Below are 14,430 nucleotides of genomic sequence, written 5' to 3'. Positions count from 1 at the left end.
GGCGCCCCCGCCCAACGCTCAGAAGGTCGCGACCTTCACCACGAAGCGGACGTTGCGGCCGGGCAGCACCACCTGGTCGCGGTTCAGCGCGGCGGCATTGCGCTGCACCTCGTCCGTCAGGTTCTGGCCGACGACCGCGAACTCGATGCCCGGATAGGCCTTGAACGGGCGCCAGGCGATGTTCGCGCCCAGCGTGTTGTAGCCCGGCGTCGCGGTGTCGAACGCGCCGAACTTATCCTGGCGGCCGGCATGGGTGAATTGCACCGCAGCGTCGAATACCCTGCTCGTCCAGTTCACGCCGCCGCCCAGGCGATAGGGCGGGATGCGCGGCACGTTGCCGCCATTGTCCAGCGTCGCGCGGGTATAGTCTGCCAGCGCGGTAAGTTGCAGTGCGCTATCGTGGCCGCGGAGCAGATCATAGCTCGCCTTGCCTTCGGCCCCGCGGAAATGCGCGCCCTGCTGGCGATAGTTGAGCTCGCTCAGATCGCCGCTGCCGCCCACGGCGCAGGTGCCGTCGTCCGAGCAGGTGCGGCCGGTGAGATCGCCATAGATGTAGTTGTTGAACCAGGTGGAGTAGAGGCTGCCGTCGAAGTGGAAGCGATCCATGTCGTAGCGCAGCGTCGCTTCGATCGAATTGGCGCGTTCGATCTTGAGCGTCGGATCGCCCGTCTCGAAGGTGTTCGGGCCGTCATGCCCGCCGCGGGCGAACAATTCGGTGATCGCCGGCGCGCGGCCGGTGCTGGAGCCGGTGAGGCCGAGCTTCACATGGCTGCCGACATCCAGCAGCGCCCCGAACGCGCCGCTGACCGGCGTATACTCACGGCTGGTGAAGACGTTCGAGGCCGGCGTGCCGTCCACGCGGACATGCTCGATCCGCCCGCTGGCTTGAACGTGCAGGATGTCCGTCAGCGGCACTTCGGTGAACAGATAGGCGGCTTCGCTCTGCGTCGTCGTGGGGAACAGATAGCTGCTGTCCTGCCCGATCGCCGAGAATTTGCGATTCTGCACCTCGAAGCCCAGCGCCGAGTTGCGCACCGGCCCGAGCGGGTTGAACAGGAATTCCAGGTGGCCGTCGAATTCCTTGTTGCGGAACGTGGTGTCGATCGTGCCGTCCGGTTCCTTCTCGTCATGCGTGTAATCGGCATAGCTGGCATCGAGATTGACCGACTTGAGAGGCCCGGCGTTCACCGCGAACACGTCGCGCGTCATCACCTTGGTCTGGCGCATGTCGATATAGGTGGTGTCGCTGGGGATGCCGTACTTCGAATTATACTGGCTGACCGAGACGCCGATATGGCTCGCATCGTCGCCGCCGAAGAAATAGGACGTGCCGATCGAGGCGCCATGGCCGCGGAAGAAGCTGTTTTGCTGGGTGCCCAGCGGCGTGTCGTAATTGCCGGCATCGCGATAGAAGCCGTCCGCGTGCAGCGCGACCTGGCCCAGCTTGGCATCGACCAGTGCACCGCCTTCACCGACGTTTGAAACGGTGCCGAAGCTGCCGACCGCTTCGCCCGACAGCGCTTCCTTCGGCAGCGCCATCGGTACGCGATTGTTGAGCACGTTCACCACGCCACCGATCGCCTGGCTGCCGTAGCGCAGCGTGCCGGCACCGCGCACCACTTCGATGCTCTGTGCCGAGAAGGGATCGACCGGGATGCCGTGATCGGGGCCGATATCGGAAACATCGGCGCTGCTCGATCCATTCTCCAGAATACGGACGCGCGTGGCATCCATGCCGCGGATGATGGGGCGGCTGGCACCGCTGGCGAAGGTGGTGCCGGAAATTCCCGGTTCTTGCGCCAGCGCATCGGTGATGCTCGAGCCGCCGGCCTTCAGGATCTGTTCGCGATCGACATGGGTGACGATCGTCGGCACCTCATCGCTCTGCACCGCATAGGGGGCGGCGGTGACGATGATCGTGTTCTTGTCGTTCGCTTGAGGATCGGGCGCATTGGCGGCGAAGGCAGCGGCGGCAGGCAGCAGCGCGACGAGCGCGGCGCCGGCGAGAAGGGCAGTACGCATGAATATTACTCCGTGAACCTGGGGAGCGGCCGCAAATCGGGCAGCGGCAGCAGTTCCGGCCTTCGGCCGGGTTGGTATCAGGTGGTCCGGAGGATGGGTGGTGCGCGACTGCGCCAGTCATGCGAGCGCAGCAGCCGGGGGGCTGGGTCGGCGACGATCGCCGCCCGCCAGATCGGCGCTTCGATCGGTGCCGCCAGAACCGGGGGGGCGGCGGCGAGGTAGACGCCGGCCGCGGCTTCTTCGGCACAGACGGGGCAATCCTGCCCCTCGTCCCCCGAGCGGGAGGGATGGTTGGCGCGGTGTACCGCAGACGCTGCTGCGAAGCCCGGCACCTCGTGTATATGCGCGCGGACGATGCCCGCCTGCCAGCACAGCGCGAACACCAGGAACAGTGCTGCGACAAGCCGGGAAACAGGATCGATCACGCGAAACAGGCGCATCCGAGGCGACCTAGATCAGTGCCTCACATGTTGCAACATATCATTGTATCGAAAGATCGCGGATCTCGATCTGCTGCGACGCGAGGGCCAGCGGCGCGCGCCGGTGCGAGACGAGCAGGAGTCCGGTGCTGGCGCGGGCCAGCCAGGCATCGATCCGGGCGACCAATTCGCTTTCGGTGGCGGAATCGAGGCCTTCGCTCGGCTCGTCGAGTAGCAGCCAAGGACGTTCCGCGAGCAATGCGCGGGCCAGCGCCAACCGCTTGCGTTCGCCGCCGGAAAGCGTGCCACCGGATTCGGCAATCTGGGTAGCGAGGCCCGCCGGCATCGCGGCGATAGTGGTTTCCAGGCAGGCGGCGTACAGCGCGGCGTGCATCGCCGCTTCGGTGACGCCGGGGCGGGCTACGCGCAGATTGTCCGCAACCGAACCTGCGATCAGCACCGCATCCTGCGGCGCCAGCGCAAACTGGCTGCGTAGCGCATGGGCACTGCATTGCTCGATCGGGATGCCGTCCAGCGCCAACATATGCACCGGCGCGCGAAGCCCGGCCAGGGCTTCGATCAGGCGCGTTTTGCCGCTGCCCGAGATGCCGGTGATCGCAACGCGGGTGCCAGGGGCAAGCTGGTGGCTGCCCAGCGCGATCGGCCGGGCGACAGCGTCGGATGGCGCCGGCGGAGCAAGATCCTCCGGTAGGTCGGCGAGGGTGGCGAGGCGGGCGAGGCCCTGTGCGACGCTTGCCTGGCGCAGCGCGGTGCGGGCGAAGGCCGCCATCGCTTCCACCGCGGCGGCGGCGGCGAGCAGTGCCAGCGCGCGGATCGGGGCGCTGGCGTCGGAAACCGCGAAGATGACCGCCGCGGTGACCGCGCCATAGCCGGCGAGCAGCCCCGCCACCGCGCCGTCGCCGCGTGCCAGCGCCGCGCGGGCGCGATCGAGCGGGCGGCTGAGCTCCGCGATCGTATCCGCCACTCGCGGGGCGAGACCATAGGCGATGATCTCGGGCCGGGCAGCGGCATAGTCGACGAACGCGGTGCGCAGCGCGCCCAGTGCCTCGGCGGCTTCGGCGGCGGGGCCGGTGGTGAGGCGGCGGGCGGCGAGGGTGAGTAGCGGCGGCAATGCCGCCAGCAGCAGCGCCAGCGCCAGCGCCGCCTTCCAGCCGGCGAGCGCGACCAGCGCGACCGCGAAGATTGCGGCGACGAGGCTGGCCGGGCGGCCAGGGCGGCGGACGATCAGATCTTCCAGCGCCTCGATGTCGCCGATCAGCCGGGCGCTGGCGTCGCCGCCGGCAAGATCCGGCGCGGTGCGGCTATCCTGCGCCGCCAGCTTGCCGAACAGCCGTCCCCGCAGATCGGCCATGGCGGTGAGCGCGGCCTGATGCGACAGCAGCCGCTCGCCGTAGCGGCCGGCGGTGCGCAGTATGGCCAGGCCGCGGATCGCAGCGCTGGGAATGAGATAGTTGAACACGGCGATGGCGCCGGCGCCGGCCGCTCCGGCAATGGCGGCGCCGGTGAGGAACCAGCCGGAGAGCGCCAGCAGCAGGATCGCGGCGAGGCCGGCAATCGCCGCGCAGGCGAGCGCCTGGCGGAGTGTGCGGCGCTCGGGGGCTGCAAGGGGGAAGGGGTTCACAGCGTCACCTCGGCATCGGCCGCGGCAATCAGGCGCGGATCATGGGTGGCGACGATCACCGCGCGCTCGGCGGCGATCGTGCGGAGCAGCGCGGTGATCGCAGCCGCGCTCGCATCGTCGAGATCGGCGGTGGGTTCGTCGGCGAGCAGCAGCGGGCGATCGGCGAGCAACGCACGGGCGAGGCCAAGGCGGCGGCGCTCTCCGCCGGACAGGCCGGAGCCGCGATGATCGAGTGGCAGGCCGAGGGTTGCGCCGCGCCGGGCGAGCATGGGGCCGAGGCCGACCCGTTCGATCGCTGCGAGTAGGGTTGCGTCGGTCGCGTGCGGCGCTGCCAGCGCGAGGTTGTCGCGCAGCGTCCCAGGCAGGATCAGCGGGTGTTGGGCAGCCCAGGCGATGGGGCTGGTTACGGATGCTCCCGCTTCTCCTCTTCGTGCAGGGAAGGGGATCATGGGGGGAGTCTGGTCTCGCTCGGGGTTCAATGCCTCGGCCGTGGCCTTATGCTGGGAGGAGGGTGGCTCGGTCTGCGCCCTCGTATCCACCCCCGGCCCATTCCGTGCAGAGAGGGGGACGGGGGCGGCCATTTCCTCGCCGGCCAGCAAGTGCAGGCTTCCGCCGCTCGGCGCGATCTGCCCGGCGATCGCGGCGAGTAGGCTGGTCTTGCCGCTGCCGGTGGGGCCGGTCAGCGCCACCAGCCCTCTGGTGCCGATCGACAGGCTGACCGGACCGATGGTGCGGCCTGGCCAGCCGATCACCAGATCCTTCGCTTCCACTCCGGCGAACATGGCCGGCGCCGCGATCGGTGTCGGCAGGGCCGGCACCGCCGCGATCGCCTCGCGCGCGGCTTCGCCGAGCTGTTTGTCATGATAGGCCGCTGCCAGCCGGCGCATCGGCAGATAGAATTCCGGCGCCATCGCCAGCGCGAAAAAGGCTTCGCGCAGCGTGAGCGTCTCGGGATCGGGGAACGGGAGCAGGCCCAGCAGGCTGAATCCGCAATAGACCGCCACCAATGCTACCGCGAGCGCCGAGAAGAATTCGAGCACCGCGCTCGACAGGAAAGCGACGCGCAGCACAGCGATGGTGCGGTTCGCAACTTCAAGAGTGGCGGCGCTTACCTGCCGCGCGATCCGCGCCTCGGCGGCGAAGTGGCGGAGGATCGGTAGCGTGCGAAGGCGATCGACAAATAGGTCGGACAGTTCGCCCAGGGCCTCCAGTTGGCGTTCGGAGGCGCGCCGGGCCGCCGTGCCCGCCAGAATCATGCCGAAGACGAAGGGAAGCAGCGTGCCGAGCAGAATGCCCGCCGCGACCAGGCTTGCGCAGGCGATGATGCCGATCGCCACCAGCGGCGCCGCCGCCGCTGCCATCCGGGCGGGGACGAAGCGCGTCTCATAGCCCTCGATCGTTGCGACATGGTCGATGGCCAGTACCGCCGATTGCCCGCTGGACGGCGCGGCGCCGCTGCCGAGCAGCCGTTCGACCAGGCTGCGGCGGAGCGGCGTGGTCGTGGCCTGCGCGCCGCGCACCGCCAGCACCGGTACGCCCCAGGCGGTGGCAGCACGCGCCAGCCCGCCGCCCAGCATCGCCGCGAACGCCGTCGCCGGCACCGGCTGCCCGGCAGCCGCTGCGGCAACGCCATCGGCGATGCCCCAGGCGAACAGCGCCGCGCCGCCCAAATCGATGATCCAGGCGAGCCCGGCCTGCTTCTGAAGGGTCATATGAGACAATTTGTACAATCGATCGGAGGGTGCGGAGGAAATAGGGGATAATCCGCATAGGCGGTTCGCGCCCCAAAGCCTAGGCCGCGATCACCGGCTTTTGCTGAGGACACAACCTATGGATATGGCAGTAGTTGAGCTGTCGCGCCTGCAATTCGCGCTGACGGCCATGTACCACTTCCTGTTCGTGCCGCTGACGCTGGGCCTTTCCTTCATCCTCGTGATTACGGAAAGCGTCTATGTCGTCACCGATCGCCCGATCTGGAGGGACATCACCCGTTTCTGGGCAAAATTATTTGGTATCAACTTCGTACTCGGTGTCGCCACCGGGTTGACGATGGAATTCGAGTTCGGGACAAACTGGTCCTATTATTCGCATTATGTGGGCGATATTTTTGGTGCGCCCCTGGCGATCGAAGGCTTGATGGCCTTCTTCCTGGAAGCGACTTTCGTTGGACTGATGTTCTTCGGATGGGATAGGCTGTCGAAGCGTCAGCACCTGATGGTGACGTTCCTGACGGCACTCGGCACCAATCTTTCGGCGCTGTGGATCCTCGTTGCCAATGGCTGGATGCAGCACCCCGCCGGTGCGGTGTTCAATGCCGATACGATGCGCATGGAAGTCGTCGACTTCATGGCGGTGATCTTCAATCCCGTCGCCCAGGCGAAGTTCGTCCACACGGTGAGCGCCGGCTATGTCTGCGCAAGCGTGTTCGTGCTCGGCGTCTCCGCTTATTACCTGCTCCGCGGGCGGCACATGGAGCTTGCCAAGCGCAGCTTCGCGGTGGCGGCGGCGTTCGGGCTGGCGGCATCGCTGTCGGTCGTCGTGCTCGGCGACGAGAGCGGCTATGCGCTGACCGACAACCAGAAGATGAAGCTCGCCGCGATCGAAGCGGAATGGCACACCGAAGCGGCGCCCGCGGGCATCACCGTGATCGGCTTCCCGTCCAATGCAGGCCGCGAGACGCTGTTCCAGGTGAAGGTGCCCTATGTGCTCGGCCTGATCGGCACGCGCAGCCTGACGGGCCAGGTGGAAGGCATCTATCCGCTGGTCGCCAAGGCCAGGCTGCGGATCGAGAACGGGCTGACCGCCTATGATGCGCTGCAGGTGCTGAAGACCGACCGGACCAATGTCGCCGCGCGCGCCAAGTTCGAAACGGCGAAGAATGATCTGGGCTATGCCCTGTTGCTGAAGCGCTGGGTCGCGGATCCGCGCCAGGCGACGCCGGCGCAGATCGATCGGGCCGCCTGGTCGACGGTTCCGAACGTGCCGGCGGTATTCTGGCTGTTCCGTGGGATGGCTGGGCTGGGCTTCTTCTTCATCGCCTTCTTCGCGGCGGCGCTCTACTACGCCAACACCCGCCGGTTCCACCGCAAGTGGTTCCTGCGCACGGCGATGTGGATCATCCCGCTGCCATGGCTCGCGATCGAGTTCGGCTGGATCGTCGCCGAAGTGGGACGCCAGCCCTGGGCGGTGGACGGCGTGCTGCCCACCTTCCTCGCCACCTCCAGCCTCACCGTGCCCGCATTGTGGACCACGATCATCGGCTTCACCGCGATCTACGGCCTGATGGCGGTGATCGAGCTCCGGCTGATGCTGGCGGCGATCAAGCACGGGCCCGAGACCTACGAGCCCTGGCAACCCCGCCACGACTCGGTGCCGACCGCACCTGAGCCGCGGCCGCTCCACGCCGTCCCCGCGGAATGAGCGCGAGCAAGGAGAAAGAACATGTCCATCCCGCTCGATTATGAGATCCTGCGCCTCATCTGGTGGGCGCTGCTGGGAGTGCTGCTGATCGGTTTCGCGCTGACCGACGGCTTCGATCTGGGAACGGCGGCGCTGCTGCCGTTCGTAGGCCGCACCGATGAAGAGCGCCGCATGGTGATCAACACCGTCGGCCCGACCTGGGAAGGCAACCAGGTTTGGTTCATCCTGGGAGGCGGCGCCATCTTCGCCGCCTGGCCGTTCGTCTATGCGGTCAGCTTCTCGGGTTTCTACCTCGCGATGTTCCTGGTGCTGGCGGCGCTGATCCTGCGACCCGTCGGCTTCAAATACCGGTCCAAGCGTCCCGACGCCGGTTGGCGTTCGCGCTGGGACTGGGCGCTGTTCGTCGGCGGGTTCGTGCCGGCGCTGGTGTTCGGCGTCGCGGTGGGCAACGTGCTGCTCGGCGCGCCCTTCCGCCTCGATAGCGACTTGCGGTCCTTCTATGACGGCACGCTGCTGGGCCTGTTCACGCCGTTCAGCCTGGTGGCCGGGTTGCTCTCGGTCGCGATGCTGGTGCTGCACGGCGCCGGCTGGCTGAGCCTCAAGGCCGAAGGCGTGGTGGTGGAGCGTGCACAGCGTTTCGGCACCGTGGCGGCGATCCTCGCGGTCGTCCTCTTCGCGGTGGGTGGCGCGTTCGTCGCCTATGGCGACATGGGCTATCGCCTGGCCGGCATCGCCGATGCCAATGGCCCGTCCAACCCGCACCTGCTCGGCGCGGTGAAGGCGCCGGGCGCGTGGCTGGCCAACTACGCGGCGCATCCCTGGATGCTGCTCGCTCCGGCGCTCGGTTTCGTTGGGCCGGTGCTGGCGCTGATCGGCCTTCGTGCCCGCAATGGCACATTGGTGTTCGCCGGTTCGTCGCTTGCGAACGTCGGCATCATCGCCACCGTCGGCCTGTCGATGTTCCCGTTCATCCTGCCGAGCTCGATCGATCCCGCCTCCAGCCTGACCGTCTGGAACGCATCCTCGAGCCACCTCACCCTGTTCATCATGCTGGTCTGCACGCTGATCTTCCTGCCGATCGTGCTGGCCTACACCGCCTGGGTGTACAAGGTGATGTTCGGCCGCGTCACCGGGGAAGAGCTGCGGCTCAACCCGGACCTCTACTGAGGAGTAAGTCCCAATGTGGTATTTCGCCTGGATCCTGGGAACCTGCCTGGCCGTCGCGGTCGCCGTGCTGAACGGTATCTGGCACGAATTCCATTCCGATCCCACAACGGACCTGACGGTTCTCGATTGAAGAAAGCGAAGGGGGACAGCGGGGCCCGCCGTACCCCCCTTCCTGCGAATCGAAAGGGCGGGCGATCCCATGTCGGATCGCTCGCCCTTTCCTTTTTTACGCCGATTTCGATCGAATCGCGCTGTCTTGGCGCGTTACATGGGATCGCCGGCAGCCCTTCGCTCGAAGATGGCGGCAAGTTCGAGATGCAGTCGTTTGTGGCGTTCGTTCGGCGCCCGACTCGCACGATCGCGCTCCTGTTCCGCGCGTTCACGGAAATGGCTGGAAAGAGGCGCCTTTTGTCGCGTGGTCATCGACCATTCCCGTTTGGATTGCGATTGGTTCGCAGCCAATTTGTAGTGGATTGGTCCTCGGTGCCATTCCGTAGAAATCAGGGTATGGATCGATACGGGGGCCCCCAAGCCACCCGGCCGGCGAGCTCCGGCGAGACGGAACCCACGCTGCCATGCTCCCGTTGGAAGGCTTTCATCCTAGTGAGAGGAGAACGTCTTGGAGCGGTTGACCGCCGATCTTCCCGGCTGGGTGACGAGCACCGCGTTGATCGCCGTCGCCATCACCATCGCCCTGCTGGTCCACCGGTTTGCGTTCGCCATCGGCCGGCGCGCCGCAGCCCATAGCAAGGGGCAGTTGGACGACATCGTCATCCGGCGGCTGCATCGTCCGGCGCGGTGGTTGCTGCTGGCGATCGCGCTTTCGTTCGTGCAGCCCGGCCTCGACCTTGGTGCAAGCGGCACCAAGGCCTGGACGCAGGCGGCGGGCCTGCTGGTGCCGGGTTTGATCGGCTGGATGCTGGTGGCGCTGCTGGGCGTGTTGTTCGATTGGGTGCTGCTGCGCGCGGATGTGAGCGTGGCCGATAATCTGCGTGCCCGTCGCCGGCGGACGCGCGCTTCGATCCTCCATCGCATCATCGTGTTCGTGGTGTTGGCGATTACCTTCTGCCTGATGCTGATGAGCATCCCCAGCGTGCGCAGCATCGGTGTGACGCTGATCGCTTCGGCCGGCCTTGCCGCGCTGGCGGTGGGTGCCGCCGCCCAGCCGGCGCTCAAGAACCTGATCGCCGGCGTGCAGATGGCGTTTTCCGAGCCGATCCGGCTGGACGACGTGGTGATCGTGGAAGGCGAGTGGGGGCGGATCGAGGATATCCGCCTGACCTATGTCGTGGTGCGCATCTGGGACGATCGCCGGCTGGTGGTGCCGGTGTCGCAGTTCCTCGAGAAGAGCTTCCAGAACTGGACGCGGGAGACCAGCCAGTTGCTCGGCAGCGTGTTCTGGTATCTCGATCCCGCCGCCGACATCCCCCGGCTGCGCGCCAAGCTGGAGGAACTGGTCAAGGCCAATCCGCGCTGGGACGGCCGCTTCTGCAACCTGCAGGTGACCGACACCAAGCCCGAGGCGATCGAAGTGCGCGGGCTGATGACCGCCAAGGACGCCTCCACCGCCTTCGACCTGCGCTGCGACATTCGCGAGGGGCTGCTCGCCTATATCCGCGAAGAGATGCCCGAGGCGCTGGTCCGTACCCGCGGGCTGCTGGAGTTTACGCCGCCGCGTGTGGAGAGCGACCCCTTATCCTAGGGCCGTCATCCCGGCGGAAGCCGCGATCAGTCGCCGCTCGGCCGCAGCAAGCGCCTTGACGGGAGCCCCCAATGGATCCCGGCTTTCGCCGGGATGACGGGATGAGGCTTAGGACTACGCCTCGACCGGAAGGCGGGTCTCCGTCTCCATCGGCACGTTCCTGAGCTCGTCGGTGAACTTCTTGAGCCACCACATCACGTCCTGCTCGTCGACGCCCGCCTTCAGCGCCTGCCAGCGCGCGATCCGCTCCCCCAGCGGCATATTGAGCGCCTGGCAGATCGCGTCGGAGACTTCCTCTGCGCTATAGGGGTTCACCAGCAGCGCCTGCTCCATCTGTGCGGCCGCGCCGGCGAATTTGGAGAGGATCAGTACGCCCGGATCCTTGGGATCCTGCGCGGCGATATATTCCTTCGCGACGAGGTTCATGCCGTCGCGCAAGGGGGTGACGAGGCCGATCCTGGCGGCGCGGTACACGCCCGCCAGCACGTCGCGAGGATAGCCCTGGTTGACGTAGCGCAGCGGCACCCAATCGAGATCGGCATGGGCGCCGTTGATCTTGCCCGACAGCCCTTCCAGCGTGTTGCGGATGCGCTGGTAGGTTTCCACGCTCGCGCGGGAGGGCGGCGCGATCTGGAGCAGGAACACTTCCTTGCGCTGCTCGGGGTAGGTGGTGAGGAAGCGTTCATAGCCTAGGAATCGCTCTTCCAGCCCTTTCGAATAATCGAGCCGGTCGACGCCGACGATCAGCGAACGGCCGACCGCGCTGGTGCGCATCTGCTGATAGGTTTCGCGCGCGGCGTCGCTTTCGGCCAGCGCCGCGAATTCCTTGGCGTCGATCCCGATCGGGCAGGCGACCAGCTTCACGCTCTTCAGGCCGATGCGCAGCACGCCGTCGGGCTGGACCACCGCTTCCATCTCGGCGCGGGCGAAGTCGATGAAGCTCTCCATCCATTCCTGGGTGTGGAAGCCGATCACGTCATAGGCGAACAGCGTCTCGATCAGCTCGTGCGCCTTGGGCAGGCTGGAGAGCAGGCGGCGTGGCGGCCAGGGGATGTGGAGGAAGAAGCCGATGCGGTTGCGGCAACCCCGGCGGCGCAGCTCCTGGCCGAGCGGGAACATGTGATAGTCCTGCACCCAGATCACGTCGTCCGGTTCGATCAGCGGGCGTACGGTCTCCGCAAAGCGTTCGTTGACGCGCTGATAGCCGCCGGCAAAGCCGCGCTCATATTCGGCGAGGTCGATCCGGTAATGGAACAGCGGCCACAGCGTGCGGTTCGCATAGCCGTTATAATATTCGTCGATATCCTGCTCTTCCAGGTCGACGGTGGCGGTGGTGACGCCCTCGCTGCGCTGCATGCTGATCTGGCCGGTGAACTGGTCGGTCTGTTCGCCCGACCAGCCGAACCAGATGCCGCCATTTTCGCGAAGCGCCGCCGCGAGCGCGACGGCGAGGCCGCCCTGCGCGCCCGAATTGGAGCCATTGGGTGCGGTGACGCGGTTCGAGATGACAATGAGGCGGCTCAACGGATCGAACTCCAGGGCTTGCTCAACAGGACGGCACAGTTGATCATGCCGACCAGCGAGTAGGTCTGGGGATAATTGCCCCACAATTCCCCGGTGACGGGGTCGATATCCTCGGAAAGCAGGCCGGCGGCGGTGCGCCGGGTGAGCATCTCCTCGAACAAGGCGCGCGCTTCCTCGGTACGGCCGGTGATGTGCAGCGCTTCGATCAGCCAGAACGTGCAGAAGTTGAACGCGGTTTCAGGCAGACCGAAATCATCTTCGGTATCGTAGCGCAGCATCGTCGATCCGCGCCGCAGCCCGGCTTCCACCGCCGCCAGCGTGTCGGTGAAGCGGGGATCGTCCGGCGCCAGGAAGCGCATCTCCAGCAGCTGGAGCAGGCTGGCGTCGAGATCGTCGCCCGAGAAGGTGGCGGAGAAGCGATTGGTCTCCTCGCGCCAGGCCTTGTCGAAGACCGTCGCGCGGATCGTGTCGGCGCGGTGCTGCCAGAAGGCGCGGCGCTCCTCGAGGCCCAGCACATGCGCGGCATTGGCGAGCCGGTCGCACGCCGCCCAGCACATCGCCACCGAATAGGTATGGACGCTCTGGCGGGTGCGCAGCTCCCAAAGCCCGGCATCGGGGGAGTCGTGATATTGCCAGGCGCGTTCGCCGACGCGCTCCAGCGCCTCGAAATCCTCGATGCCCGCGATGCGGTACAGCCGCTGGTCGAAGAACGCCTGGACGTTGGAAAGGACGATCTGGCCATAGGCGTCGTGCTGGACCTGCTCATAGGCCTGGTTGCCGACGCGGACCGGCCCCATGCCGCGATAGCCGGCAAGGTCGGGCGCTTCGCGCTCCTCCAGCGTCGCTTCGCCGAGCACGCCGTAGAGCGGCTGGATATGCCCGCCGCGCGGCTCGGCACGGGCATCGTCGACGATGTTGCGCAAGTATCCGAGATAGGTCTCCAGCACGTCGAGTGCGCCCAGCCGGTTCAGCGCCTGCACCGTGTAATAGGCGTCGCGGATCCAGCAGTAGCGATAGTCCCAGTTGCGCTGCGAGCCGGCATGTTCCGGGATCGAGGTGGTGAGCGCCGCCACGATCGCGCCGGTTTCCTCGTGCTGGCAGAGCTTGAGGGTGATGGCGGAGCGGATCACCACTTCCTGCCATTCGAGCGGGATGGCGAGGCCGCGGACCCAGTGCTGCCATTCGGCGAGGCTGTTGAGCAGCATGTCGTCGACCGTCTCGGCGACGTCGCCGCTGAAGCTCTCGTCGGGGCCGAGGAAGAAATGCAGCGGCTTCTCGACGCGGAACACGCGCTCCTCCTCCACCATGCCGACCGGGGCGGTGGTGGTGAGGCGCAGCGTCATCGGCTCGACGAGATAGCGCAGGTGGTTGGAGCCGCCGATGCGGGTCTTGCAGCCCTTGCCCCAGCCGCAGGTGGGGCGCAGCTTCACCCGGATGCGCGGGCTGCCCGCCACGGGCTTTACGATGCGCGCAAAGGCGACCGGGCGATAGACGCGGCCGAGCCGCTGGAAGCGGGGGCAGAAATCGGTGACTTCGATCGCGTTGCCCGCCGCGTCGGTATGGCGGCTGACCAGGATCGGCGCGTTGCGCAGATAGCGCTGCTCGACCGAGACGACACCTTCGAGGGCGATCTCCCAATAGCCAGCCTCGGGCTCGTCGCCGCCGACCAGCGCCGAGAAGAGCGGATCGCCGTCGACGCGGGGCACGCAGCCCCAGACAAAGCGGCCGGTGCGGTCGATCAGCGCGCTGACCTGGCAATTGCCGATCGGCCAGAGATCGAGATTGGTCATGCATCTACTCCGGCGGCGGCGGCGAGCCAGGCGAGGACGGTTGCCACGTCGTCGATCCGGTAGCGGGCATCGGTGGGGCGGGGGGCGCCGACCAGCACCCCCGCGCCGCCCAGCGCCGCGACCGCCGAGAAGCCGGGCTCGTCGGTGACGTCGTCGCCCAGGAACACCGGGCGGCCGGCGGCGAAGCGAGAGTCGGCCATCAGCGTGCGGATCGCGCTGCCCTTGTCGCCCCCCGGGCTGCGCACCTCGACCATCATCTTGCCGTGCTGGAGATACAGGCCGTAGCGGCTAGCCAGCTGCTCGCCGAGGGTGATCGCATCGGCTTCGTGTTCGGGGTTTTGCCGGTAGTGCACAGCGGCGCCGAGCGGCTTGTCTTCCAGCACCACGCCCGGGCGTTCGGCGGCGAAGGCCTGCATTGCGGCGAGTGCTTCCACCAGTCCTTCTGGGCGCTCGACGCCTTCGCGACGGGCTGCGGACCAGCGAAACTCCATGCCGTGGCTGCCGACCACGGCGGGCGGCGAATCGCCGAACTTCGCGGCGAGATCCTCGGCCGGCCGGCCGCTGACCAGCGCGAGCCGGCCGTCGAGCTTCGCCTCCAGCGCGCGGATCAGGCGGATCAACGCCGTGTCGACGACGACGCCGTCGGGGGTTTCGGCCAGTTCGACCAGCGTGCCGTCGAAATCGAGGAACAGACTGGCGGAATCGAGCAAGTCCGCGGGCGGCGGCATCAGAACAGGCATGCAA

General features: G+C 67.1%; 11 protein-coding genes. 4 read left to right on the top strand and 7 right to left on the bottom strand.

What is annotated here, in order from left to right; genetic code table 11:
- Positions 1 to 18 precede the first annotated feature (18 nt).
- From DD559_RS09415 to DD559_RS09400, 4 genes are all read right to left on the bottom strand, one after another.
- Positions 19 to 2,022, bottom strand: coding sequence for a TonB-dependent receptor (locus DD559_RS09415; RefSeq protein WP_116468943.1), 2,004 nt, complete (start codon positions 2,020 to 2,022; stop codon positions 19 to 21).
- 77 nt (positions 2,023 to 2,099) lie between these two features.
- Entirely contained in the window at positions 2,100 to 2,462 is a 363-nt protein-coding gene (locus tag DD559_RS09410; RefSeq protein WP_116468942.1) for a hypothetical protein, read from the bottom strand.
- 40 nt (positions 2,463 to 2,502) lie between these two features.
- On the bottom strand, positions 2,503 to 4,083 hold the full coding sequence (locus DD559_RS09405) for an ATP-binding cassette domain-containing protein (RefSeq protein ID WP_116468941.1): 1,581 nt from the start codon (positions 4,081 to 4,083) through the stop codon (positions 2,503 to 2,505).
- Positions 4,080 to 5,795: an ABC transporter ATP-binding protein/permease gene (locus tag DD559_RS09400; protein ID WP_116468940.1), complete on the bottom strand. Its 1,716-nt coding sequence runs from the start codon at positions 5,793 to 5,795 to the stop codon at positions 4,080 to 4,082. Before DD559_RS09400 ends, DD559_RS09405 begins: the two co-directional genes overlap by 4 nt.
- A 118-nt stretch (positions 5,796 to 5,913) precedes the next feature.
- On the opposite strand from DD559_RS09400, the gene DD559_RS09395 reads away from it, so the two are divergent.
- The 4 genes from DD559_RS09395 (at position 5,914) to DD559_RS09380 (ending at position 10,372) form a co-directional block, all read left to right on the top strand.
- Positions 5,914 to 7,503 carry a cytochrome ubiquinol oxidase subunit I gene (locus DD559_RS09395; protein ID WP_116468939.1) on the top strand — a complete coding sequence of 530 codons (1,590 nt, stop codon included), beginning with the start codon at positions 5,914 to 5,916 and terminating at the stop codon, positions 7,501 to 7,503.
- A 21-nt stretch (positions 7,504 to 7,524) separates the two neighbouring features.
- Positions 7,525 to 8,670, top strand: a complete 1,146-nt coding sequence (gene cydB / locus DD559_RS09390; protein ID WP_116468938.1) for a cytochrome d ubiquinol oxidase subunit II — start codon at positions 7,525 to 7,527, stop codon at positions 8,668 to 8,670.
- Positions 8,671 to 8,683: 13 nt separating this feature from the next.
- Positions 8,684 to 8,800 (top strand): cytochrome bd-I oxidase subunit CydX, encoded by a 117-nt coding sequence (gene cydX / locus DD559_RS09385; RefSeq protein ID WP_116468937.1) that lies wholly within the window; start codon positions 8,684 to 8,686, stop codon positions 8,798 to 8,800.
- Positions 8,801 to 9,289: 489 nt separating this feature from the next.
- Positions 9,290 to 10,372 (top strand): mechanosensitive ion channel family protein, encoded by a 1,083-nt coding sequence (locus DD559_RS09380; protein WP_116468936.1) that lies wholly within the window; start codon positions 9,290 to 9,292, stop codon positions 10,370 to 10,372.
- 114 nt (positions 10,373 to 10,486) lie between these two features.
- Here DD559_RS09380 and DD559_RS09375 read toward each other — a convergent pair whose 3' ends face one another.
- The 3 genes from DD559_RS09375 to otsB are packed head-to-tail and all read right to left on the bottom strand — an operon-like array spanning position 10,487 to position 14,426.
- A complete protein-coding gene (locus DD559_RS09375) occupies positions 10,487 to 11,896 on the bottom strand; it encodes an alpha,alpha-trehalose-phosphate synthase (UDP-forming) (RefSeq protein WP_116468935.1) in 1,410 nt (469 codons plus the stop codon).
- A complete protein-coding gene (locus DD559_RS09370; RefSeq protein ID WP_116468934.1) occupies positions 11,893 to 13,686 on the bottom strand; it encodes a glycoside hydrolase family 15 protein in 1,794 nt (597 codons plus the stop codon). Before DD559_RS09370 ends, DD559_RS09375 begins: the two co-directional genes overlap by 4 nt.
- Positions 13,683 to 14,426 (bottom strand): trehalose-phosphatase, encoded by a 744-nt coding sequence (gene otsB / locus DD559_RS09365; protein ID WP_116468933.1) that lies wholly within the window; start codon positions 14,424 to 14,426, stop codon positions 13,683 to 13,685. The genes DD559_RS09370 and otsB overlap by 4 nt, the downstream gene beginning before the upstream one ends.
- Between the last annotated feature and the right edge of the window lie 4 nt (positions 14,427 to 14,430).

It is taken from the genome of Sphingomonas pokkalii (genome assembly GCF_003096275.1).
In the GTDB taxonomy this organism is placed as follows: Bacteria; Pseudomonadota; Alphaproteobacteria; order Sphingomonadales; family Sphingomonadaceae; genus Sphingomonas; species Sphingomonas pokkalii.
Note: the sequence above shows the minus strand (reverse complement) of the source record. Positions and strands in the feature narration are given on the sequence as shown.

What these genes read in the sequence shown, in the direction of transcription:
- DD559_RS09415 (WP_116468943.1), bottom strand. Translation starts at nt 2,022, where the DNA reads ATGCGTACTGCCCTTCTCGCCGGCGCCGCGCTCGTCGCGCTGCTGCCT.
- DD559_RS09410 (WP_116468942.1), bottom strand. Translation starts at nt 2,462, where the DNA reads ATGCGCCTGTTTCGCGTGATCGATCCTGTTTCCCGGCTTGTCGCAGCA.
- DD559_RS09400 (WP_116468940.1), bottom strand. Translation starts at nt 5,795, where the DNA reads ATGACCCTTCAGAAGCAGGCCGGGCTCGCCTGGATCATCGATTTGGGC.
- DD559_RS09395 (WP_116468939.1), top strand. Translation starts at nt 5,914, where the DNA reads ATGGATATGGCAGTAGTTGAGCTGTCGCGCCTGCAATTCGCGCTGACG.
- cydB (WP_116468938.1), top strand. Translation starts at nt 7,525, where the DNA reads ATGTCCATCCCGCTCGATTATGAGATCCTGCGCCTCATCTGGTGGGCG.
- cydX (WP_116468937.1), top strand. Translation starts at nt 8,684, where the DNA reads ATGTGGTATTTCGCCTGGATCCTGGGAACCTGCCTGGCCGTCGCGGTC.
- DD559_RS09370 (WP_116468934.1), bottom strand. Translation starts at nt 13,686, where the DNA reads ATGACCAATCTCGATCTCTGGCCGATCGGCAATTGCCAGGTCAGCGCG.
- otsB (WP_116468933.1), bottom strand. Translation starts at nt 14,426, where the DNA reads ATGCCTGTTCTGATGCCGCCGCCCGCGGACTTGCTCGATTCCGCCAGT.